22 protein-coding genes are annotated in these 21,843 nt (G+C 73.7%); 10 read left to right on the top strand and 12 right to left on the bottom strand.

Features of this window, described 5'->3' with window-relative positions; translation table 11 throughout:
• Positions 1-35: 35 nt before the first annotated feature.
• The gene (locus tag AC3AQ1_RS07985) at positions 36-4,493 is read right to left on the bottom strand and encodes a DUF3418 domain-containing protein (protein WP_234417887.1); all 4,458 of its coding nucleotides are present in this window, start codon (positions 4,491-4,493) and stop codon (positions 36-38) included.
• 90 nt (positions 4,494-4,583) lie between these two features.
• Between AC3AQ1_RS07985 and AC3AQ1_RS07990 the strand changes: the two genes are divergently transcribed.
• Positions 4,584-5,129 carry a copper homeostasis protein CutC gene (locus AC3AQ1_RS07990; protein ID WP_234417888.1) on the top strand — a complete coding sequence of 182 codons (546 nt, stop codon included), beginning with the start codon at positions 4,584-4,586 and terminating at the stop codon, positions 5,127-5,129.
• On the opposite strand, the gene AC3AQ1_RS07995 is transcribed toward AC3AQ1_RS07990, so the two are convergent.
• Positions 5,105-5,443, bottom strand: a complete 339-nt coding sequence (locus AC3AQ1_RS07995; protein ID WP_108718553.1) for a hypothetical protein — start codon at positions 5,441-5,443, stop codon at positions 5,105-5,107. The two genes, AC3AQ1_RS07990 and AC3AQ1_RS07995, sit on opposite strands and share 25 nt — an antisense overlap.
• On the opposite strand from AC3AQ1_RS07995, the gene AC3AQ1_RS08000 reads away from it, so the two are divergent.
• The 4 genes from AC3AQ1_RS08000 to moaA are packed head-to-tail and all read left to right on the top strand — an operon-like array spanning position 5,442 to position 8,573.
• Positions 5,442-6,404, top strand: coding sequence for an aldo/keto reductase (locus AC3AQ1_RS08000; RefSeq protein WP_234417889.1), 963 nt, complete (start codon positions 5,442-5,444; stop codon positions 6,402-6,404). The two genes, AC3AQ1_RS07995 and AC3AQ1_RS08000, sit on opposite strands and share 2 nt — an antisense overlap.
• Positions 6,405-6,424: 20 nt before the next feature.
• Positions 6,425-6,976, top strand: coding sequence for a MogA/MoaB family molybdenum cofactor biosynthesis protein (locus AC3AQ1_RS08005; protein WP_108718554.1), 552 nt, complete (start codon positions 6,425-6,427; stop codon positions 6,974-6,976).
• Positions 6,973-7,410: a molybdenum cofactor biosynthesis protein MoaE gene (locus tag AC3AQ1_RS08010; RefSeq protein WP_234417890.1), complete on the top strand. Its 438-nt coding sequence runs from the start codon at positions 6,973-6,975 to the stop codon at positions 7,408-7,410. Before AC3AQ1_RS08005 ends, AC3AQ1_RS08010 begins: the two co-directional genes overlap by 4 nt.
• A gap of 2 nt (positions 7,411-7,412) precedes the next feature.
• On the top strand, positions 7,413-8,573 hold the full coding sequence (gene moaA / locus AC3AQ1_RS08015) for a GTP 3',8-cyclase MoaA (protein WP_108718555.1): 1,161 nt from the start codon (positions 7,413-7,415) through the stop codon (positions 8,571-8,573).
• A 4-nt stretch (positions 8,574-8,577) separates the two neighbouring features.
• On the opposite strand, the gene AC3AQ1_RS08020 is transcribed toward moaA, so the two are convergent.
• Complete coding sequence (locus AC3AQ1_RS08020; RefSeq protein ID WP_108718556.1) at positions 8,578-8,823, bottom strand: MoaD/ThiS family protein; 246 nt, start codon at positions 8,821-8,823, stop codon at positions 8,578-8,580.
• A complete protein-coding gene (locus tag AC3AQ1_RS08025; protein WP_108718557.1) occupies positions 8,820-9,140 on the bottom strand; it encodes a DUF6457 domain-containing protein in 321 nt (106 codons plus the stop codon). Before AC3AQ1_RS08025 ends, AC3AQ1_RS08020 begins: the two co-directional genes overlap by 4 nt.
• A gap of 77 nt (positions 9,141-9,217) precedes the next feature.
• On the opposite strand from AC3AQ1_RS08025, the gene AC3AQ1_RS08030 reads away from it, so the two are divergent.
• Positions 9,218-10,036, top strand: a complete 819-nt coding sequence (locus tag AC3AQ1_RS08030) for a MerR family transcriptional regulator (protein WP_108718558.1) — start codon at positions 9,218-9,220, stop codon at positions 10,034-10,036.
• A gap of 86 nt (positions 10,037-10,122) precedes the next feature.
• Complete coding sequence (locus tag AC3AQ1_RS08035) at positions 10,123-10,650, top strand: SprT family zinc-dependent metalloprotease (protein WP_108718559.1); 528 nt, start codon at positions 10,123-10,125, stop codon at positions 10,648-10,650.
• Between the two features lie 22 nt (positions 10,651-10,672).
• Here AC3AQ1_RS08035 and AC3AQ1_RS08040 read toward each other — a convergent pair whose 3' ends face one another.
• The 4 genes from AC3AQ1_RS08040 to AC3AQ1_RS08055 all read right to left on the bottom strand — a co-directional run bounded on the left by AC3AQ1_RS08040 (position 10,673) and on the right by AC3AQ1_RS08055 (position 15,205).
• Complete coding sequence (locus tag AC3AQ1_RS08040; RefSeq protein WP_108718560.1) at positions 10,673-11,203, bottom strand: MarR family winged helix-turn-helix transcriptional regulator; 531 nt, start codon at positions 11,201-11,203, stop codon at positions 10,673-10,675.
• Positions 11,204-11,229: 26 nt separating this feature from the next.
• Positions 11,230-13,014: an MDR family MFS transporter gene (locus AC3AQ1_RS08045; protein ID WP_108718561.1), complete on the bottom strand. Its 1,785-nt coding sequence runs from the start codon at positions 13,012-13,014 to the stop codon at positions 11,230-11,232.
• A gap of 171 nt (positions 13,015-13,185) precedes the next feature.
• A complete protein-coding gene (gene deoC / locus AC3AQ1_RS08050; RefSeq protein WP_108718562.1) occupies positions 13,186-13,995 on the bottom strand; it encodes a deoxyribose-phosphate aldolase in 810 nt (269 codons plus the stop codon).
• Between the two features lie 55 nt (positions 13,996-14,050).
• Positions 14,051-15,205 carry a GTPase family protein gene (locus AC3AQ1_RS08055; protein WP_108720079.1) on the bottom strand — a complete coding sequence of 385 codons (1,155 nt, stop codon included), beginning with the start codon at positions 15,203-15,205 and terminating at the stop codon, positions 14,051-14,053.
• A gap of 71 nt (positions 15,206-15,276) precedes the next feature.
• Between AC3AQ1_RS08055 and AC3AQ1_RS08060 the strand changes: the two genes are divergently transcribed.
• Both AC3AQ1_RS08060 and AC3AQ1_RS08065 read left to right on the top strand, forming a co-directional pair.
• Positions 15,277-16,065 (top strand): fructosamine kinase family protein, encoded by a 789-nt coding sequence (locus AC3AQ1_RS08060; protein ID WP_108718563.1) that lies wholly within the window; start codon positions 15,277-15,279, stop codon positions 16,063-16,065.
• Positions 16,066-16,095: 30 nt separating this feature from the next.
• Entirely contained in the window at positions 16,096-16,662 is a 567-nt protein-coding gene (locus AC3AQ1_RS08065; RefSeq protein ID WP_370445264.1) for a dihydrofolate reductase family protein, read from the top strand.
• A gap of 4 nt (positions 16,663-16,666) precedes the next feature.
• Here AC3AQ1_RS08065 and AC3AQ1_RS08070 read toward each other — a convergent pair whose 3' ends face one another.
• The 4 genes from AC3AQ1_RS08070 to AC3AQ1_RS08085 form a co-directional block, all read right to left on the bottom strand.
• Complete coding sequence (locus tag AC3AQ1_RS08070) at positions 16,667-18,904, bottom strand: catalase (RefSeq protein ID WP_108718564.1); 2,238 nt, start codon at positions 18,902-18,904, stop codon at positions 16,667-16,669.
• A gap of 132 nt (positions 18,905-19,036) precedes the next feature.
• On the bottom strand, positions 19,037-19,756 hold the full coding sequence (locus AC3AQ1_RS08075) for a DUF72 domain-containing protein (protein WP_108718565.1): 720 nt from the start codon (positions 19,754-19,756) through the stop codon (positions 19,037-19,039).
• A 45-nt stretch (positions 19,757-19,801) separates the two neighbouring features.
• Positions 19,802-20,365, bottom strand: coding sequence for an HdeD family acid-resistance protein (locus tag AC3AQ1_RS08080; protein ID WP_108718566.1), 564 nt, complete (start codon positions 20,363-20,365; stop codon positions 19,802-19,804).
• Positions 20,366-20,549: 184 nt separating this feature from the next.
• Entirely contained in the window at positions 20,550-21,407 is an 858-nt protein-coding gene (locus tag AC3AQ1_RS08085; protein ID WP_108718567.1) for an aldo/keto reductase, read from the bottom strand.
• An 86-nt stretch (positions 21,408-21,493) separates the two neighbouring features.
• Between AC3AQ1_RS08085 and AC3AQ1_RS08090 the strand changes: the two genes are divergently transcribed.
• Entirely contained in the window at positions 21,494-21,826 is a 333-nt protein-coding gene (locus tag AC3AQ1_RS08090; RefSeq protein WP_108718568.1) for a hypothetical protein, read from the top strand.
• Positions 21,827-21,843 lie beyond the last annotated feature (17 nt).

Here is a 21,843-nt window from a genome sequence, read left to right on the forward strand (position 1 = left end):
CGCGCGTCCGGCTCGGCCGGTCGTGGCCGGCCCCGCTAGACCGCGGCGATGGCCTTGCGGATCCGAGCGGCGGAGACCGACTCGCGCGTCCCGAGCTGCTGGGCGAACAGCGACACCCGCAGCTCCTCCAGCTGCCAGCGCACCGCACGGGCGCGCTCGCGCCGCACGGGCGGGAGCGTCGGGGCGTCGACGACGGCGAGCGCGTCCTCGAGCTGCGTCACCTCCCACGCGAGGGTCGCGTCGCGCGCGGGGTTCTCCTGCGCCTTGCCGAGCCGGATGCCGTCGGCCCGCAGGTAGCGCGGCAGGTCCCGCAGCCGCTCGGGCGGGGTCGAGCCGACGAAACCGGGGTGCACGAGCCTCGCGGCGTGCGCCCGGATCTGCTGCAGCGTGGCCAGCAGCGCGACCGAGGACGCCCCGCGCACCTGCGCCTCGAGCTCGCGGAACGCGACCAGCGCGTCCACGACCCGCGCGACGACGCCGTACACCGTGTCCTCGAGCCGCTCGCGCACGTCGGCGCGCAGCGAGCGGTAGGCGACGTCGTCGCGCACCGCCGCGAGGTCCGTCCCCGTGGTGAGCTGCGCGATCGCCGCCGCCTGCACGTCGTGGACGAGCTCCGCCGTCGTGCGGTACGGGCTCGAGGCGAGCGTGAGCGCCTCCCGGCCCGTCCACCGCGAGGTGACGCGGTTCTCGGCGAGCGCGAGCTCGGCGAGCAGCAGCGCGCGCACGCCCGCGGCGTGCGCGGCGGGGGCGCGCTCGGCGTCGGCCAGCACGCGCAGCGCGACGCGGCGGTCCGTGCCGTCGCCCTCGACGACGAGCGCCGGGTAGCCGCGCACCTCCAGGCCGCCGACGACGGTGCTCACCTCGGTCGGAATGGTGCGGCCCTGCAGCGCCTCCCACGAGGAGACCCGCGCGAGCTCGACGGCGTCCGCCGTGGTGAACCCGGTGCCCGGCGGCGTCGGGGCGGCCGGGCCCGGGCCCGCGGCCGGACCCCCGCCCGTCCGGACGCGCCCGTTCGTGGCCGGCGTGGCCGGCGTGGCCGGCGCGGCGGCCTCGCGCAGCGCACGGCGCACCGCGCTCTGCACCGCGGACTGGGACTGCGCGGCGAGGCGCCGCTGGAGGTAGGCGAGGTCCTGGCCCGCGCCCAGCACCTGACCCCGCTCGCCGATGACGCGGAACGTCATCCGCAGGTGCGCGGGGAGCTTCTCGGGCACGCCCTCGAACGCCTCGGGGGGCACGACGACGTCGCGCACCTGGCGCAGCGCCGTCGCGAACGCCTCGGCGAACGACGGCGCACCGGGCGGTGCGGGCGCCACCTCCTGCCAGTCCGGCAGGTGCTCGACGGCGCGCGCCGCGGTGTCCGGTGCCGGGACGAGCTGGACGCGGACCGGCTTGGGCAGGGCGCGGATCGTCGCGGTGGCGAGCTCGGGGACGAGCTGCGGCACGAGCCAGTCGAACCCGTCCGGGCGCAGCCGCGGGAGGACCGCGAGCGGCACGTGCACGGTGACGCCGTCGGCCTCCTCGCCGGGGGTGAACTGGTACGTGAGCGGGAGCTCGAGCGGCTCGGCCGAGCCCGCGAGCGCCTGGCGCCAGACGGTGGGCAGGCCCGAGGTGTCTACTCCCGAGGCGCCGGGGGCGAGCAGGTCGAGCGTGTAGGTGAGGAGGTAGGGCTCTTCGCGCCGGTGGTCCTTCCACCACGCGTCGAACGCCCGCGCGGTGGTGACGTGCTCGGGCAGTCGCTCGTCGAAGAAGTCGACGAGCGCCTCGTCGTCGGCGAGCAGGTCACGCCGTCGCACGCGCTCGGCCAGCTCCTCGGCCTCGGCGCGCAGCTCGCGGTTGCGGGCGGCGAAGCGGTGGTGCGTGGTCCAGCCGTCCTCGACCAGCGCATGCCGGATGAACATCTCGCGAGCGAGCGCCGGGTCGACCTTGGCGTAGGGCACGATCCGGTCCGCGACCAGCGTGACGCCGTAGAGCAGCACCTTCTCGTGGCACATCGCGGCGCCCTGCTTGCTCGACCAGTACGGCTCGGAGTGCGTGCGCTTGACGAGGTGGGCGCCCAGCGTCTCCGCCCACTCGGGCTGGATCCGCGCACACGTGCGGCCGAACAGGCGCGAGGTCTCCACGAGCTCGGTCGCCATGACGAACGCGGGGGGCTTGCGCGCGAGCGAGGAGCCCGGGAACGGGACGAACCGGGCGCCGCGCGCACCGGCGTAGTCGCGGCGACGCTCGTCCCACGAGCCGATGTGGCTGAGCAGGCCGGCGAGCACGGCCTGGTGCACGGCATCGGCGTCGATCCGGCGGCGGCGCACGAGTCCGGGCTCCGCCGCGCCGTCGAGCCGGTTCACCCGCTCGGGCTTGATGCCGATGGCGGCGGCGAGCTGGCGCAGCTGCCCGTGCACGTCCTGCCACTCGCGGATGCGCAGGAAGTGCAGGAACTCGGTGCGGCACATCCGGCGGAACGCCGAGGACCCGAGGACGTCGCGCTGGTCGCAGACGTAGTCCCACAGCGTGACGAGCGCGAGCACGTCGGAGTCGGCGTGCGCGAACCGGCGGTGGCTCGCGTCGGCGAGCTCGGCCCGCTCCTGCGGGCGCTCGCGCACGTCCTGCACCGACATCGCCGAGACGATGACCATCACCTCGTTGACGACGCCGAGCCGGTCCGCCTCCAGCAGCATCCGGCCCAGGCGGGGGTCGATCGGGAGCTGCGCGAGGCGGCGCCCCACCTCGGTGAGCCGGACCCCGGGGTTGTTGGGGTCCTCGTCCTCCTCCGCCCCCCCGTTCGCGAGAGGATCTTCGTCCTTTCGCGAGAGGGTTTCCGTCGCCTGCGAGGCGTTGTCTGTCGCCTGCGCGGCGTTCCTCGCCCCACCCGCTGCGCTCGCGATGGCGCCGAGCTCGGTGAGGAGCGCGACGCCGTCGCGTACCGCCCGCAGCTCGGGCGGCTCGACGAAGGGGAACCGGTCCATCCGCCCCAGCCCCAGCGCCGCCATCTGCAGGATGACGGCCGCGAGCGAGGTACGCAGGATCTCCGGCTCGGTGAACTCGGGCCGCTTCGCGAAGTCCTCGGCCGAGTAGAGGCGGATCGCGACGCCGTCGGCGACTCGCCCGCACCGACCCGAGCGCTGGTTCGCGCTCGCCTGGGAGACCGGCTCGATCGGCAGGCGCTGCACCTTGGTGCGGACGGAGTAGCGCGAGATGCGCGCGTAGCCGGTGTCCACGACGTACCGGATGCCCGGCACCGTGAGCGACGTCTCGGCGACGTTGGTCGAGATCACCACGCGCCGGTAGCGGTGGTCCTCGAACACGCGGTGCTGCTCGGCCGCGGACAGCCGCGCGTACAACGGCAGCACCTCGACGGCGCCCGGTGTGGTGTTCGTCGTGCCCGGGTGGGTGAACCGGGTGCCGAGGTGGTCGCGCAGCGCGTCGGTCGCGTCGCGGATCTCGCGCTCGCCGGAGCAGAACACGAGCACGTCGCCGGGGCCGAGCGCGAGGAGCTCGTCCACCGCGCGGCAGATCGCCGTCGGCTGGTCCAGGTCCTCGGCGGCCGGGTCGGGCGGTGCGGACGAGCCGCGCGCGTCCGGACGTGCGGAGGGCCGCGCCGGCGCACCAGTACCGGTCTCGCCGCCGGACACGTCGCCGTCGTCGTCGTCCTCGTCCTCGTACCGGTCGGCCGTGAGCGGGCGGTACCGGATCTCGACCGGGTACGTCCGCCCGGTGACCTCGATGACCGGGGCGGGCTCGCCGTCGTCTCCCACGCAAGGGACCACGCGACCGTCCGGACGTTGGGCGAAGTGCCGCGCGAAGCGCTCGGAGTCGATGGTGGCGGAGGTGATGACGACCTTGAGATCGGGGCGGCGCGGCAGCAGCCGACGCAGGTAGCCGAGGATGAAGTCGATGTTGAGGGACCGCTCGTGCGCCTCGTCCACGATGATCGTGTCGTAGCGCAGGAGGTCCGGGTCCCGCTGGATCTCGGCGAGCAGGATGCCGTCGGTCATCACCTTGATGAGCGTGGTCGCGCTCACCTTGTCGGTGAACCGCACCTGGAACCCCACCGCCGTGCCGAGCTCGACGCCGAGCTCCTCCGCCAGGCGGTCGGCCACGCTGCGCGCGGCGATTCGGCGCGGCTGGGTGTGCCCGATCGTCCCGGCGATGCCGCGGCCGAGCTCGAGGCAGATCTTCGGGATCTGCGTGGTCTTGCCCGATCCGGTCTCACCGGCGATGACGACGACCTGGTGGTCGCGGATCGCGGCCGCGATGTCATCGCGCCGCGCGGTGACCGGGAGCTGGGGCGGGAAGCTGATCGTCGGGACGGCCGCGAGGCGGGCGGCGACCAGCTCGGGGGTGGGCGGGAGCGGTCCGCGCCGCGGCCCGCCGCCCCGGCGGTGCTCGCCGCCGGGGGTCCCGTGCGCCCGGCCGTGCGCGCCGCCGCGCCGCGAGCCCCGACGACGGCGGGGCTCGGGCGAGGAGGTGGCCTCGGTCGAGGCGGCGGGGTCGGACATCGCCGTCCATTCTCCCAGGCCGGCTCAAACCCATTCGCGGCCGCTCGGCGGACGAGCCCCACGTGCACGGCGGCTGAGTGGCCTCGGGCCGTGACCTCCGACGACGCGCGTCCAGCCAGCAGCCAGCGCCCCCGCCCGCTCACCGCCGAGCTCGTCGTGCAGGAGCCGGCTGCGCTCGCGATCGCGCACCGCGTCGCCCCCGACCGGATCGAGCTGTGCACCGGGCTCGCGCTCGGCGGCCTCACGCCGTCGATCGGGCTGCTCGACGCCGCGGTCGCCGTCCGCGCCGCCGGAGGCCCCGCGGTCCACGTGCTCATCCGCCCGCGCACCGGCACGTTCGTGCACGACGCCGACGAGATCGACGTCATGGTCCGCGACGTGCGTGAGGCGGTGGCCCGCGGCGCCGACGGCGTCGTGGTCGGGGCCGCCCGCCGCCGCGACACCGACACCGGCCCCGGCACGGCCCTCGACCTGGCCGCGATCGGCGCGATGCGCGAGGCCGCGGGCGGCGCCGAGGTCACGGTGCACCGCGTCGTCGACGGCGAGGGTCGCGCCGTCCTGGACGAGGACCTCGCGCGGGCGTTCGTCGCCGCGGTGCGCGCCTCGCGCCGTCAGCCGCCGGACACGAACGCGTAGGCCGCCGCCACGACCTCGGCCCACGCGGCGTCGCCGGCCTCCGGCGGCACCTCGACCCACTCCCGCATCGGCCGTCCGCGCATCGCCATCCGCGTCCCGGTCCCCGTCTGCTCGTACCCGTCGACGACGGCGGAGGGCACCTTCGCGATCAGCCTCCCCTCCCCGGCGACGAACGCGAACAGGTGCCCGCCGACGCCGAACCCGGCCGCGGACAGGGCGCGCATGGGGTGGACGGGTGGCGCGCCGTCGGGAAGGCCGGCCGTGAGCGACGCGACGGCGGCGGCCAGGCGGGGGTCCGGCTCTGCGGGCGGCATGGGTCGCATCGTCGTCGCGAAGCTGCCGCCGGACAAGAGGGCGGACAGCACCACGAGCGTCGGTGCCACGATGGGCGCCATGGCCCCCGACCCGCACGCCGCCACGCCGAGCCCGCCCCCGTCCCTCCCGCTCGACGACATCCCCCTCAACGACGGCACCACCCTGCCCGCGATCGGACTGGGTCTGTACAAGGTCGCGCCGCAGGACGTCGGACCGACGGTGAACTCCGCCGTCGGGCTCGGCTACCGCCTGCTCGACGGCGCGATGTTCTACCGCAACGAGCCCGAGCTCGGCGCCGCGGTGCGTGCGGTCACGCAGGAGCAGGCCGTGCCGCGCGAGGAGCTGCTCGTGGCGTCGAAGTTCTGGGGCGACCCCGTGCAGTCCTACGACGCGGCGCTCGCGGACTTCGAGACCTCGTTCACCGATCTCGGCATCGGCCCGCTCGACCTCTACTTCATCCACTGGCCGCGCGGGTCGCGCGGCACGTACGTCGAGACCTGGCGCGCGCTCGTCCGGCTGCGCGAGGAGGGCCGGGTCCGCTCGATCGCCGTCGCGAGCTTCTCGGTCGAGGAGCTCACCCGGCTCATCGAGGAGACCGGCGTGGCGCCGGCCGTCAACCAGGTCGAGTCCCACCCCTGGCTGCCGCAGCACGAGCTGCGCGCGTTCCACGCCGCGCACGGCATCGTGACCCAGGCGTGGAGCCCGCTCGGCCGCGGCCGGCTCCTCGAGCAGCCGCCGATCGTCGAGATCGCGGCACGCCACGGCGTCACGCCCGCCCAGGTGGTGCTGCGCTGGCACCTCCAGCTCGGCGGCGCAGCCGTGCCGAAGTCCGTGCACGCCGAGCGGCTGCGGCTCAACCTCGACCTCGGCGGCTTCGCGCTCGACGAGGACGACATGGCGCGGATCGCGACGCTCGAGAACGGCACGCGGACCGGCACGGACCCGAAGGACCGCCAGTAGCGCGGGGTTAGGCTCGAGCGATGACCGGGGCGGTGGCACAGGTGCGAGCGGGCGCGGACGACGCCGACGCGCCCACCGGCGTGCGCGTCGCGGTGATCACCGTGTCCGACCGTAGCGCCGCGGGCACCCGACCGGACGGCTCCGGCCCCGTCGCGCGCGACCTCCTCGAGGCCGCCGGGCACGACGTCGCGCTCGCTCTCGTGCCCGACGGCGAGGCGTCCGTCCGCGACGCGATCCTTGCCGCGGTCGCGGCGAGCGAGAGTGGGGCCGACGTCGTCCTCACGCTCGGCGGAACCGGCCTCGGACCGCGGGACCACACGCCCGAGGCGACCCACGCCGTCGTGCGCTACGAGGTGCCGGGGATCGCCGAGCTGCTGCGCGCGCGGGGGCTGCAGGCCACGCCGACCGCGGCGCTGAGCCGCGGGGTCGCGGGCGTCGTCGAGCACGCCGGTCGACGCGCGCTCGTGGTGAACCTGCCGGGGTCGCCCCGCGCGGTCGCGGAGTCGCTCGAGGTGCTGCTGCCGCTGCTGCCGCACGCCGTTGCGCAGCTCGCGGGGGGTGACCACCGGTGACGACGACAGCCCGCGGCACGCTGGTCGCCGTGACCGAGGAGCCGCTCGACGTCGGGGCGCACCTCGCCGCCGTCGAGGACCGCGCGTGCGGCGCCGTCGTGACGTTCCTCGGCCAGGTGCGCGACCACGACCCGGGCGCGACCGGTGAGGTCACCGGCATCGAGTACTCGGCCCACCCCGACGCGACCGCGGTCCTCACGCGCCTCGTGGCCGACGTGCTCGACGGCGTCGCACCCCCCGCGCGGATCGCCGTCAGCCACCGCGTCGGCTCGCTCGCCGTCGGGGACCTCGCGCTCGTCGCGTGCGTCGCGACGGCGCACCGCGCGCAGGCGTACGACCTCTCGCGCACGCTCGTCGAGCGCGTCAAGGCGGAGCTGCCGGTCTGGAAGAAGCAGCGCACCGCCGACGGCGCGTCGCACTGGGTGGGGCTGTAGCCGTGGTGGCCGTGCCGGTGACGATCGGGCGCCGCCCGGCGCCGGCTCCTGCCGTGCCGACCCCCTCAGCAGTGCCGACTGTGCCGACCGCCCCGAACGCACCTAGTGAGCCCCTCACCGACCGCTTCGGCCGCGTGCACCGCGACCTGCGCATCTCCCTCACCGACCGCTGCTCGCTCCGGTGCACCTACTGCATGCCCGAGCAGGGCAACGAGTGGCTCTCGCGCTCCTCCGTCCTCACCACCGACGAGATCGTCACCGTGGCCCGCGCGGCCGCCGCCGCGGGCATCACCACGTTCCGCCTCACCGGCGGTGAGCCGCTGCTGCGGCCCGACGTCGTCGACGTCGTCGCGCGACTCGCGGCCCTGCGCGGCCCCGACGGCGCAGGAGCCCAGGTCGCGATGACCACGAACGGCATCCGGCTGCCCGAGGTGCTCGACGCCCTCGTCGCCGCGGGCCTGAAGCGGCTCAACATCAGCCTCGACACGCTGGACCGCGAGAAGTTCGCCGCCCTGACCCGGCGCGACCGGCTCGACGACGTCCTGCGTGGCGTCGCTGCTGCCCAGCGCTCCGGCCTGCGCCCGCTCAAGCTCAACGCCGTCGCGATGCGCGGCGTCAACGACGGCGAGCTCGTCGACCTGGTCGAGTTCGCCGTCGCACACGACGCGCAGCTGCGGTTCATCGAGCAGATGCCGCTCGACGCCGGCCACACGTGGGACCGCAGTGCGATGGTGACGCGCGAGGAGATCCTCGCCTCGCTCGAGCGGCGCTGGACGCTGCGGCCGATCCCGGGCCGCGGCGGCGCGCCGGCCGAGCGCTGGCGCCTGCTCGAGGGCCGCGGCGAGGCGGCGCGGGACACGGGTCACACGGTCGGTGTCATCGCGTCGGTCACCGCGCCGTTCTGCGGCGCGTGCGACCGGCTCCGCCTCACCGCCGACGGCCAGCTGCGCAGCTGCCTGTTCGCGACCGACGAGACGGACCTCGTCGGTGTGCTGCGGGGGACGGTCGGCGGGGACGGATCGAGTCGCACGCCCGACGGCGAGCGCCAGGCCGCGGTCGACGCGCGCCTTCGCGTGTGCCTCGCAGGCAAGCGGGCCGGTCACGGGATCGACGACCCCGGCTTCCTGCAGCCCGCCCGCGGCATGAACGCGATCGGCGGCTGACGCCTCAGCCGCCGGCGAACGGCGGCAGCACGTCGACGAGCGCCCCGTCGCGCACCGGGGTGTCGGGCGCGTCCGCCCGTACGCCGTCGACGATGAGCGCGCACCGCGCGAGCACCTCGGCCGTGCCGGGACCGCCCGCGGCTACCAGCGCCGCGACGAGCGACGCGACGTCGCCCGCGTGCTCGATCCACGCCTCGCTCTCGCCATAGGCCTCGCCCGCGCCGGCGAAGAGCCGCACCCGGACGCTCACGGGCGCTCGCCGTCGGGCGTCCCGGGGTCGGACGCCCCGGCCTCGGGCCGTGCCAGGGCGAGATCGGTGACCTCGCGAGCCAGCCGCGCCGTCGCCGCGCCGACGTCCTCCCCCGCCGCCACGGCCTGCCCGACGGCGAGCCCGAGCAGGTAGGTCGTCAGCGGTGCGGCGGGGCGCGCCACGCCGCGGGAGACGTCCCGGGCGACGTCGAGGACCACGGTGGTCTCCGCCGTCGTGACGCCGCCGAGGCCGTAGAGGTCGCTGACCCCCGCAAGCCAGTCGTCGAGCGCGTCCGGCGGAAGGTGCTGGTTGCTCATGGACCCATCCTCCCCCAGGTACTTGCGGTTGACGCGACGTCAACTGTCATCGTGGTCCCGAACGAGAGGAGCTGCTCATGTGGACCATCCAGGAGGTCGCCCGGGCGACGGGCGTGTCGAGCCGGACGCTGCGGCACTACGACGCGATCGGCCTGCTGCCGGCCACCGAGACGGGGCCGGGCGGCATCCGGCGCTACGACGACGCCGCGCTGGTGCGGCTGCAGCGCATCCTGCTGCTGCGCGACCTGGGCCTCGGCCTGGCCGCCATCGGCGACGCGCTCGCCGATCCGGGCGACGGCACGTCCCGCGCCGCCCGAGCGGGCGCGGACGCCCGCGAGGCGGCCCACCTGCGGGCCCATCTGGAGCTTCTCGAGCTCGAGCGCGACGCTCTCGACCGCCGGATCGCGGCGGTCCGTCGCACCATCACCGCCAGGAAGGACGGCACGGCAATGACGAAGGACATGTTCGACGGGTTCGACCACGCGCAGTACGAGGAGGAGGTCACGCGCCGCTGGGGGCGGGACGCCTACGAGCGCTCGGCCGCATGGTGGTCGGCGAAGACGCCGCAGGAGCAGCGCGACGTGCAGGCGCTCGCGGCCGAGCTCAACGCCGCCTGGGTCGAGGCGGCCCGGCAGGGCGAGGCGCCCGACGGCGAGCTCGCCCAGGAGCTCGCGGCGCGCCACGTGCGGTGGTTGCGCTCGGTCCCGGGCACCCCGGCTGCCACCGGCGACGAGGCCCAGCTCGCCGCCTACGTTCGAGGACTGACCGAGCTGTACACGGGCGACGAGCGGTTCCGCGGCAACTGGACGGGCGACCCGCTCCAGGCGGTCCCGCACGGACCCGAGCTGGTCCGCGACGCGCTTCTGGAGTGGGTCGACCGCAACCTGGCACAGTAGGACCGAGCCGGTTCGCAGGTCGATGTCACAGGTCCGCCCTACCCTCGCACCCAGATGGCACACTCGTTCGAGGAAGGACAACGCACATGGATCTCCTGGACGTCCGCCGGCTGGCGGTCCAGCTCATGATTACCCACGGCGTCGGTGACTGGCGCCTGGTCTTCGACCGCGCGAAGACCAGGGCCGGGCAGTGTCGCTACTCCCGCCGGGAGATCTCGCTCAGCGCTCCGCTGATGCTCCTGCAGAACGAGGAGACGGTCCGCGAGACCGTGCTGCACGAGATCGCGCACGCGCTCGCCGGCCCGCGGGCGGGTCACGGCCCCGCGTGGCAGGCGGTGGCCCGCCGGATCGGGTCGACGGCGGCACGGACGCTGGTCTCCCCGGACCTGCCCGCCCGGGACTGGATCGGCACGTGCCCGGCCGGCCACGTCGCGGAGCGGCACCGGCGACCCCAGGCGCCGCTGTCGTGCACGCGGTGCTCCCGGAGCTTCTCCCTGGACGCCCTGCTCACGTGGGAGTACAAGGGCCACCCGGCGCCGATGACGCCGGCCTACCGGGCCAAGGAGGCGGCGATCCGGGCGCGAGTCACGGCGCGGGGTGAGCGCGGAGCCTGAGGGGCCGCCAGGGTGGCCGTGCTCAGCGCGCGGGCGGGTCCAGCGCGAAGCCGGAGGACTCGACGGCGTCGTTGAGCCGCGTCATGAGGAGCGCGAGCTGGTTCAGCTCCTCGTCCGTCAGGCCCGCGAGGCCCGCCTTGAGGTGTTCGAGCACGCGCTGGCGAGTGCTCTCCACGAGCTCGCTGCTCGACGACGTCGCGCGCAGGAGACGACCGCGTCCGTCGTGCGGGTCGGGCTCGGTGGTCACGAGGCCCAGCGCCTCGAGCACGCGCGCCTGGCGGCTCACCACGGACTTGTCCGTCTCGATGATCTCCGCGAGGCGACCCGGGTTCGTGGGTCCGAGCCGCACGAGGGTGGACAGCAGCCGGTAGCCCACCGGCTGCAGGTCGGGGTGCACCGAGGCCGCGGCACTCGCCCAGAGCACCTTCGCGCGCCGGAAGAGGACCACGATCTGCTCCTCGACGCGGAGCACGCCGTCCGGGAGCGCCCCGGATGCGGCGCCGCCGCCGCGCGCACCCTCGGGTGCGCGGGCGGCGGCGTCGGGACGCGACATGGTCCTAGTGTCCACGGTGGCGGACCTCACCGGCTGGGACCATCGCCCGGTCGGCTCGAGCCGACGGGCGGAAGGGCCCCGACCGCGGACGCGGCCTCGATGGCGAGATCCTCGATCTCCTCGAGGCGCTGCAGCTCCTCGCGCTCCGCGTCGGACTCGGCGTCGGTGTCCGACGTCGCGCCCAGCACGCCGGCCGCGTGGCCGGCGTTCCGACCCGACTCCGCCTTCGCGAGCTCGATGCCGTTCTTGACCCCGAGCGGACGGTTCGGCAGGAACAGCACCGCGATGAGCGAGATGACGGCCATCGGCACGACGGCGAGGAAAACGTGGGCGATGCCGAGTCCGTAGGCGGACTCCACGATCACGCGGATCGCCTCCGGGAGCTCGGCCATCTTCGGGATGGTGCCGCTGCCGAGCGCCTGCGCCGCGGCGGCCTGCTGCTCGGCCGGGAGCGTCGCGATCGAGTTGCGCATCTCGGTGGCCACGAACGTTCCGAGGATCGAGCCCATCACGGACACGCCGATCGTGCCGCCGAGGCTGCGGAAGAACGTGATCGCGCTGGTCGCGACACCGAGGTGGCGCGTCTCTACCGAGTTCTGGGTGACCACGACAAGGTTCTGCATGAGCATGCCGACCCCGGCGCCGAGGACCGCCATCGAGACGGCGACGATCCAGTAGGTGGTGTCGTAGTGCAGGCGGCTGAGCAGGAGCTGGCCGATGATCATGAGCACGGCGCCGGTAACGACGAAGCCCTTCCACCGACCGCGCTTGCTCACGAGCGTGCCGACCACGGTCGACGTGAGCAGCAGCCCCGCCATCATCGGGATCGTGAGGACGCCGGCCTCCATGGGCGTGGCGCCGCGTGCCAGCTGCATGTACTGCGCGAGGAAGACGGACGTCGCGAACATCGCGACGCCGGTGGCGAGCGAGGCAACCACCGAGAGCGTGAACGTGCGGTTCTTGAACATCGTGAGCGGCAGCAGCGGGTCCTCCACGCGCAGCTCCCACCACACCGCGACGGCCAGCAGCAGCACGGCGCCACCGACCATGGCGTAGGACTCGTAGGAGCTCCACTCGAACTCCGAGCCGGCGAAGGTCACCCAAAGCAGGATCAGCGAGACGCCCGCCGAGATGAGGACGATGCCGAGGTAGTCGATCGACGTCTTCACGCGCTCTCGCGGCGGCAGGTGCAGGTTTCGCTGCAGCAGCGCGAGCGCCGCGATGGCGAAGGGGATCGCGATGTAGAAGTTCCAGCGCCAGCTCAGCGTGTCCGTGAGGAACCCGCCGAGCAGCGGGCCACCGACGGTGCCGACGGCCATCGCGGCGCCGAACAGGCCGGCGAAGCGGCCGCGCTCGCGCGGCGAGACGATGTCCGCCATCACGATCTGCGAGAGCGCGGCGAGGCCGCCGGCGCCCAGACCCTGGAACACGCGCATCGTGATGAGCATCTCGGTGTTGTGCGAGAAGCCGGCGACGGCGGAGGCGAGCACGAAGATCGTGAGCGCCAGCATGATGAGCATCTTGCGGTTGGCCCGGTCGGCGATCTTGCCCCAGACCGGTGTGCTCACGGTGGTGGCCAGCAGGGTGGCGGTCACGACCCAGGTGTAGGCGGACTGCGTGCCGCCGAGGTCGGCGACGATGACCGGGAGCGACGACCCGACCACGGTGCTCGCAAGCATCGAGACGAACATCGCCATCATCAGGGCGATCATCACGGGCAGGACACCCTGCGTCCGCGGTGCCTCGTTCGGCTCCTCAGCCCTGACCCCGGCACCGGCGGAACGCCGGTCCAGCTCGGTGGTGGATGACATGGCTGTCCTTTCGACAAGTTGTTGATCTGGATCAACTATGCGTCGAGAGGTTGACTTTCATCAACTATCTGCGATGAGGCGAGGCTCACACCGTCGATGGCCAGGGACGAAAGTCCCGGGAGCGAGCGTCCCGGGTGCGAGGGGTCCGGGTGCGGCGCGCGAGCCGGCGAGTCAGTAGGACGAGCCGGCGGGCGCGTCCGCGTCCGAGCCGGGACCCGACTCACCGCCGTCCCCGCTCTCGCTCTCGGCTCCGAGCACCCGCAGCACGTCGTCGAGCAGCCCGGACGCACCGAACCGGAAGGTCGACGGCGAGACCCAGTCCGCGCCCATGATCTCGTCGGCGAGCTCGAGGTAGACCCGCGCGTCCGCCACGGTGCGGATGCCGCCGGACGCCTTGAACCCCACCGGCTCCACGCCGTCGGACAGGTCCGCGAGCACCCCGAGGATCGCGCGCGCGGCCTCGGGCGTGGCCGAGACCGGCGACTTGCCGGTCGACGTCTTCACGAACTGCGCGCCGTGCTCGACGGCGAGCCCCGCCGCGGCCTCGATGGCGTCGGTCTCGCGCAGCTCACCCGACTCGATGATGACCTTGACGTCGCTGTCTCCCGCCGCCTCGCGCGTCGCGTCGAGCACGGCCGCGGCGCCCGCGACATCCCCGGCGAGGAACGCCCGGTAGGGCAGCACGACGTCGATCTCGTCCGCGCCGTCGGCCACGGCCTGCCGCGTGAGCGCCGCGACGTCGTCGGCCGCGTCTGCCCCGCCGGGGAAGTTCACCACCGTCGCCACCCGAACTCCCGTCCCCGCGAGCGCCTGCGCGCTCGCCGCGACGAACCGGGGCCACACGCAGACGGCGGCGGTGCCGTGCTCGGCGGCGCGCTGCGCGAGCGCGAGCGCACCCTCCAGCGTGGCGTCGTCGCTGAGGTCGGTGAGGTCCATGGTCTCGAGGGCGAGCCGGGCGATCTCGGCATCGGTGCGCGTCATACGACCGACCCTAACGGCGGCGCCGTTCTCGAGCACGAGCCGGCGTCACGACGGCTCAGTCCAGCTCCTTCTCCAGCTCCTTGCGCTGCTTGGAGTCGAGCTTGACCCACCGTGAGAACACGTCCAGGAACGCCTTCTTCACCTGGGCGTTGTCCAGCGCGCCGGTGACATCGGTGAACTCGCCCTTGGAGGCGCGGGCGCACACGTTGATCCACGCCTCGCCCATGGCGTAGGTGAACGTCGTCGCGACCGACGCCCCGACGAGCCCGCCCGTCACGCTGCCAGCGCCAGGCACCATCTTGAGCAGGCCGGTGAAGGCGGCCCGACCGCCCTGCGTGGCGGCCGTCGTCGCGAGCGTCGACATGAGCGCGGCGCGGCCGAACGGGACGGAGAAGATCCGACCGATCCGCGCCATCATCGCGAGCTGCACGGGGACGAGCAGCGCGGCGTCGGAGAACGGGATCGGCACGGCGGCCGCAGCGGCGGCGCTCGCCGCGGCGGTCCTCACCGCCCGCCGAGCCAGCCGGGCCTTCGCAGCCGCGTCGATCGCCTGGGCTGCGGCGAGCGCGAGGTGAGCTCCTTCCGGAGCAACCCGAAAGGTGGCATCGAGCAGGTCGTGCAGGCCGTGCGGCTGCTGACCCGTGAACGGGTCGGCCATCGCGTTGGTGAGGAACACCCGCCGGTCCACGATCGGCAGTCCGCGCGCGAGCACCTGGTCGGCGAGCGTGATCGCGTCGGGGTGGTACACGCCGTCGCGCATCGGCACCTGCGTGAACACGAGGATGACCGGGAGCCCCACGGCGCGCAGCCGCTCGATGAAGTCGGCCTCGGAGTCCTCGAACCGCCGGTCCATGCCCCGCACGCAGTACCACGCCACGTGCAGCTGCTCCTCCAGCGGCCGTGACCGGGTCTGCTTCATCACGGTGTCCAGCTCCGCGATGAGCTCCTTGGTGTTCTTGCCGACCTCGAGCCCCTGCGTGTCCAGGATGCCGAGGTGGCCGTGCGTGTCGAGGTAGAGCCGCGACCCCTTGGTCACCGGCTCGCCGATTCCCGTGGCCGCGACCTCCTCGCCGAAGATCGCGTTGAGCAGCGTGGACTTGCCCACGCCGGTCTTGCCGAAGATCGCCAGGTTGAACCGGCCGATCGCCAGGTCCTGCTTCTCGTACTCCTCGCGGAACCTGCTGCGGAAGACGTCGTCGCCAAGCCTCACGTGCACCTCCTGGCTCGTGCCGGCCGAGCCACCCTGACCGGACTGGCCTCGATCGTAGGCATGCTTCTCGTGTGGACTGGGTCAAGCGATGCCCGACGGCGAGCGCGGCCGCCCGTGAGGCGGCAGGTCTGCGGTGGCTCGCCACGGCCGACGGCGGGCCGCGCGTGGTGGCCGTGCACGCCGTCGACGGCGCGCGCCTCACGCTCGAGCGCGTGCCCGACGGCGGACGCCCGGACGCCTCCGCCGCGGCCTCGTTCGGCGCGGCGCTCGCCCGCATGCACGCCGCGGGAGCGGCGTTCTGGGGTGCGCCACCGCCCGGTTCCGGCGGCGACGGGAGGATCGGTGCGGCCGTCCTCGCGACGCCCGCCGACGCCCGCACGGCACCCGCCACCTGGGGCGCGTTCTACGCGCGCTGCCGCGTGCTGCCCCACCTGCGCTCCGCCGTCGGGCGCGGGAGTGTGACCGCAGCCGGCGCCGCGGTGATCGAGCGCGTCGCGGACCGGCTCGCCGCCGGCGAGCTCGACCACCCGCAGCCCGGGCTCCTCGCGCCGGACGCACCGGCGCGCCTGCACGGTGACCTGTGGTCGGGCAACGTGCTGTGGGACGCGGGCGGCGCGGTGCTCATCGACCCCGCCGCGCACGGCGGGCACGCGGAGACCGACCTGGCGATGCTCGCCCTGTTCGGCGCGCCCCACCTGGGCGAGATTCTCGCCGGGTACGACGGCGTGTCCCCCCTCGCACCCGGGTGGCGCGACCGCGTCGCGCTCCACCAGCTGCACCCGCTGCTCGTGCACGCGGAGCTGTTCGGACCCTCGTACGGGCGCGACGCCGTCGACGCGGCGCGTGGCTACCTCGACTGACGGCGCCGCCCTTGTCCTGACCGGCGCACCGTGCTCGACTCGGACATGCGCACCCTCGCGATCACGCAGAACATCACCCTCGACGGCTCGATCGAGATGCTCGGCGACTGGTTCGACCCGCAGGCCGGCGACGCGTCCGATCTCAAGGGGCACAACGAGGAGGTCGACGCCCGTGCGGACGCCCTCGTCCTGGGCCGGCAGACGTTCGAGGACTTCCGCGGCTACTGGCCGCAGCAGACCGACGACACCACGGGTGTCACGGCATACCTGAACGAGGTCGCCAAGTACGTCGTGTCCTCGACGCTCACCGAGCCCGGCTGGGAGAACACGACGGTCCTGCGCGGCGACCTCGTCGCCGAGGTCGCCGCGCTCAAGGAGCAGCCGGGCAAGGACATCGTGGTGACCGGGAGCATCACGCTGTGCCACGCCCTCATCACCGCCGGTCTCGTCGACGAGTACCGCCTCTACACCTACCCGGTGGTGCAGGGCCGTGGCCGTCGGCTGTTCCCCGACGGCCACGAGATCCCGCACCTGGAGCTGCTGGACACGCGTCGGTTCGCGATCGGCGTCGCCTACGCGAGTTACGCCGCACACTGACGTCTCAGCCCAACGGCGCCAGCCGCTCCCACACCCGGTGCTGCGCCACGAGCGCGAGGACCTGCTCGGTGACCGCGGCGGCGTCCTCGCGCACCACCACGCCGGGGTCGTCCTCGGCGATGCCGGCCTGGACGAGCGCAGGCGCGGCGTCCGGCAGCGCACCGATCGCCTTGCCCTGGCGGAAGAGCTCGCTCAGCAGCAGAAGCGTGCGCGGGTCGACGCCGACATCCCGGTGGTCGGGCGAGCCGACCTTCGCGTCGCGCCTGCTCGGCACGTCCGCGGCGGGTGTCGTGGCGGTGGTGAGCACCACGGCGTCGAGCTCGAACGAGCGCACCTGGTAGAGCGGCTTGTCGACGGCGAACGTGCCGTCCGCGGCGTCCGCGACCCCCGCGTGCGGGCCGAGGACGAACACCAGCAGGTCGGCGGCCTGCGCGGCGTCGATCACCGCCTGCAGGTCCGCGGTCCGCGTCGAGGCGTCCGCCACCACCCCGAGCGTGCGGCCGGCCACCGGGTAGGTGGCACCGGGCACGATCTGGGCGAGGGCCGGCGACGGCGCGAGGTCCTGCACCTCGACGTCGGGGTCGGGCGTGGGAGCGGGCAGCCCGAGACCGGCCGCGACCTCGGCGCACAGCCGCTCGTCGATGAGCGCGAGGTGGGCGAGCTGCCGCTCGCGCACCTGCGGCCACGTGACCTTGGACAGCTCGAACGTGTAGGCGGCGATGACGTGCTCCTGCTCGATCGGCGAGAGCGAGCGGAAGAACATCCGGGGCTGGGAGAAGTGGTCGTCGAAGGACGCCGGGTGCTCACGCACCTTCTCGCCCTCGACCGGTGAGGGCACCTCGAGGAACGCGCCGTCGGCCACCCCGGCGTGGAACGGGCAGCCGCCGTCGAGGCTGTTCGGCTTGTACGGCGCCACCCCGGTGTGCACGGCGTGCTGGTGGAACCCGTCGCGGAGCATGTCGTTGACGTCCGCGTGCGGCCGGTTGATCGGGATCTGGTCGAAGTTCGGACCGCCCAGGCGCGTGAGCTGCGTGTCGAGGTAGGAGAACAGCCGCCCCTGCAGCAGCGGGTCGTTCGTCACGTCGATGCCCGGCACGAGGTGGCCCGGGTGGAAGGCGACCTGCTCCGTCTCGGCGAAGTAGTTCGTCGGGTTCGCCGTGAGGGTGAGCGTGCCGACGGGCTGCACGGGGGCGAGCTCCTCCGGCACGATCTTCGTCGGGTCGAGCAGGTCGATGCCCTCGAACGTCTCGTCCTCGGTGTCGGGGAAGACCTGCACGCCGAAGGTCCACGACGGCAGGGCGCCGTTCTGGATGGCGTCGTACAGGTCGCGGCGCTGGAAGTCCGGGTCACCGCCCGCGGTGAGCTGCGCCTCCTCCCACAGCTGGGAGTGCACGCCCGCGGCGGGCTTCCAGTGGAACTTCACGAGCACCGTGTCGCCGGCCGCGTCGACGAGGTGGAACGTGTGGACGCCGAAGCCCTCCATCGTGCGCAGCGAGGCGGGCAGCGCACGGTCGGACATGTTCCAGATCGTGTGGTGCTGCGCCTCGGTGTGCAGCGAGACGAAGTCCCAGAACGTGTCGTGGGCGCTCGCGGCCTGGGGGATCTCCCGGTCCGGCTCGGGCTTGCCGGCGTGGATGATGTCCGGGAACTTGATGGCGTCCTGGATGAAGAAGACCGGGATGTTGTTGCCCACGAGGTCGAACACGCCCTCGGACGTGTAGAACTTCACGGCGAAGCCGCGGGTGTCCCGGGGCGTGTCGGCCGAGCCGCGTGACCCCAGCACCGTCGAGAAGCGCACGAACACAGGCGTCTCGACGTCCGCCTGGAGGAACGCTGCCCGCGAGAGCTTCGCGGCGGCCCCGTTGGAGACGAACACGCCGTGGGCCCCGACCCCGCGCGCGTGCACCACGCGCTCGGGGATGCGCTCGTGATCGAAGTGGGTGATCTTCTCGCGCAGGTGGTGGTCCTGCAGCAGGACCGGGCCGCGCCGGCCGGCCTTGAGGCTGTGGTCGGTGTCCCGGAGCCGGGTCCCCGTGGCCGTCGTGAGGAACGCACCCTGCTGGGCCCGGGTGGTGGCGGCGGCGCGCACCGGACGGCCGGTGGCCGAGCGCAGCTCGGGGGCCGCGACGTCGGAGGGCGGGTCGAGGGGCGGGACCGGGTCGACCGGCTCCTCGACGCTCGGGGCAGGCAGGTCCCGAGGCTTCGGGTTGGCTACGACGTGGGGACGGTCCGGGTTCGGCACAGGGTGCTCCTTCGTCGACGAAGGGGGACGGGCCCACCGGTCTGGAGCCGCGTCGTCACCGCCAGTCTGTACCCGAGCGTTCCCGGCGTCTACGCCGCAAGGGGTGGCTCGCCGTCGGGCGCTCCAGGTGCGTCACCGCAGCAGGTCGCGCAGCGTCCGCGCGTTGCGCACGGCGTGGCCGCCGCCGTCGTTGTTGAAGTACGCGACGACCTGGTGCCCCGCGCCCTCCCACTCCCGCACCCGGTCGGCCCACCAGTGCAGGTCGGCGTCGGAGTAGCTGCCGCCGTAGAGGTGGTGGTGGTCCGGGCCGTGCAGCCGCATGTACACGAGCGGGGCGGTGGCGCGCAGGACGCAGGGCAGGTCGGCGCCGCTCATCACCACGTACGCCGCACCGTGCCGCTCGAGCAGCGCGTAGACGTCGTCGTGGTGCCACGAGGGGTGGCGCAGCTCGACGGCGGGCCTCGTCCAGGCGGGCAGGACGCGGAGGAAGTAGTCCAGGCGGGCGTCGTCGCGCTCCATCGTCGGCGGCAGCTGGACCAGCAGCGGACCCCGGCGGCCCCGAACGGCGTGCAGCCCGCGGGTGACCCGCTCGACCCACACCTCGGGCTCGAACAGGCGCCGCGCGTGCGTGAGGCCGCGCGGCGCCTTCACGGTGAGCTCGAACCCGTCGGGCAGGCGCGAGCGCCAGGAGGCGAACGTCGCCTCCCGGGGCCAGCGGTAGAAGCTCGCGTTGAGCTCGACGGTGTCGAACTCGGCGACGTACCGTGCGAGCCGGTCGCGCGCGGGCGCGCCGTGGTAGAGCACGTCCTCCCAGTGGTCATAGCTCCACCCCGACGTCCCGACGCGCGCCATGGCACCAGTGTGGCTCGGGCTGAGCCGGTGGGTCCGGGCGGAGGTTCAGACGGTGCGGCGGCCGAACGAGATCGCGCGCACCACCTGGATGATGCCGAGGACCACGAGCGACAGGCCGATGAACAGCCAGAGGATCACGGCGCTCCAGATCGGCGACGTGACGAGCACGAGGCCCGCGACGATGCTGAGGATCGCGAAGAAGATCGTCCAGCCCTTGCTCGGCGAGCTCTTGAGGGCGAAGAACGACACGATCCCCTCGATGATCCAGAGCACACCGAGGGCGATCGCGACGAACGTGACGAGGAACACGGTGGTCGCCTTCAGGTTGGCGAAGGCGATGACGCCCGCGGCAACGAAGAGGGCGGCCAGCACGAGGAACCCGATCCGGGACCAGGCGCCCCGACCCCGCGAGAAGACGGCGACCGCGGCGTACACGATGCCGACGACGATCGCGTAGAACGCGAAGATGCCGGTGACCACGGCCGCGGAGTGACCGGGCCAGACGAGGATGGCGATCCCGACGGCGAGCGCGACGAGGCCGAGGAGGCCGAGACCGATGCGCACCGCGCTCGTGATCTGCGCCTCCGGGGACTGCTGGACGGTGGACATGCGGAGCCCTTCGACGCGGGGAACGCGGACGGTCCGGATGCTAGCAGCCGGCGCACCCCAGCGGGGGGAGGCGGCCCGTCTCAGCGAGCGGTCACGGCGCTCGCGGAGACGGGCGCTGCCTCGCCGCTGTCTTGCTGTCCTGTCCCTCTCTGACCCTCAGTCCCGCCCGCCTCCCCGGGGGCGGTCAGTGCTGGAACTGGGTGAAGGACGCCGTCGCGGGGTCCGGTCCGAGCCGATCGCCGGAGTCCAGGGCGTCGATCGCTGCGACGTCCTCGAGGGACAGCTCGAAGGAGAACAGGTCGAGGTTGCCCGCGATCCGCTCGGGCGTGACGGACTTCGGGATCACGACGTGCCCGTGCTGGACGTGCCAGCGCAGGATCACCTGGCCGGTGCTGACCCCGAGCCGCTCGGCGATCGCGGTCACGACCGGGTGGTTGACGTCCTTGCCCTGGCCGAGCGGGGAGTAGGCCTCGATGGCGACCCCGTGCTCGCGCGCGGCCGCGAGGGTGCCGGGCTGCTGGAAGGTGGGATGCAGCTCGACCTGGTTGATCGCGGGCACCACCGTCGACCCGGCGACGAGACGCTCGAGGTGCGGGGCGAGGAAGTTGGAGACGCCGATCGCGCGGACCGCGCCGTCGGCGAGGAGCTTCTCGAACGCGCGCCACGTCTCGAGGTAGCGGTCCTTGCTCGGGACGGGCAAGTGGATGAGGTACAGGTCCACGACGTCGACGCCGAGCCTGGCGCGCGAGGCCTCGAACGCCGTGAGCGCCTGCTCGAAGCCCTGGTCGCCGTTGCGCAGCTTGGTGGTGACGAACAGCTCCTCGCGCGGCAGGCCGCTCGCTCGCAGCGCCGCGCCCACCTCGGCCTCGTTGTAGTACCCGGCGGCGGTGTCGATGTGGCGGTAGCCGACCTCGAGCGCGTTCTCGACGACGCCCTGGGCGACGTCGGCCTCGACCTGCCACGTGCCGAACCCGACCTGGGGGATCGCGACGGGCGAGGTCACGCCGGTGGTGAGCTCGATGCTGGGGATCTGTGTGGTCATGGGTCCGCCGTAGACACCAGCACAGACACCTCGGCGAACCCCGAGGAGGACACCGTGGCTGACACCGCAGGTGTAGAACGTCAGACGTGAACACCCTCCCCGCGCACGCGGCGCCGACCGGTCTCGTCCTGCCCACCGCCCCCGTCGTGGCGGCGTCGCTCGTGGCGGGCTACGCCGTCGCGCGCTGGACGCGGCGGCGGCCGCTGGGCGGCGTGGTGCTGCTCGCGGGCGGCGTGCTGGCCGGGCGGGAGTGGCTCCGGCGTGGGCCCGCGCTGACCGCGGCGCTGTCGGCGGCGTACGTGGGGGCGTTCGTCGCCTCGCACCCGCTGGCGCGCAGGATCGGTGCGTGGCCGTCGGTGTTCACGGTCGCCGCGGCGGCGGGCGCCGTCGCGCACGTGGCGTACGACCGGAAGGCCTGAGGCGCGCGCCGGCGCCG

It is taken from the genome of Miniimonas sp. S16 (assembly GCF_057748195.1).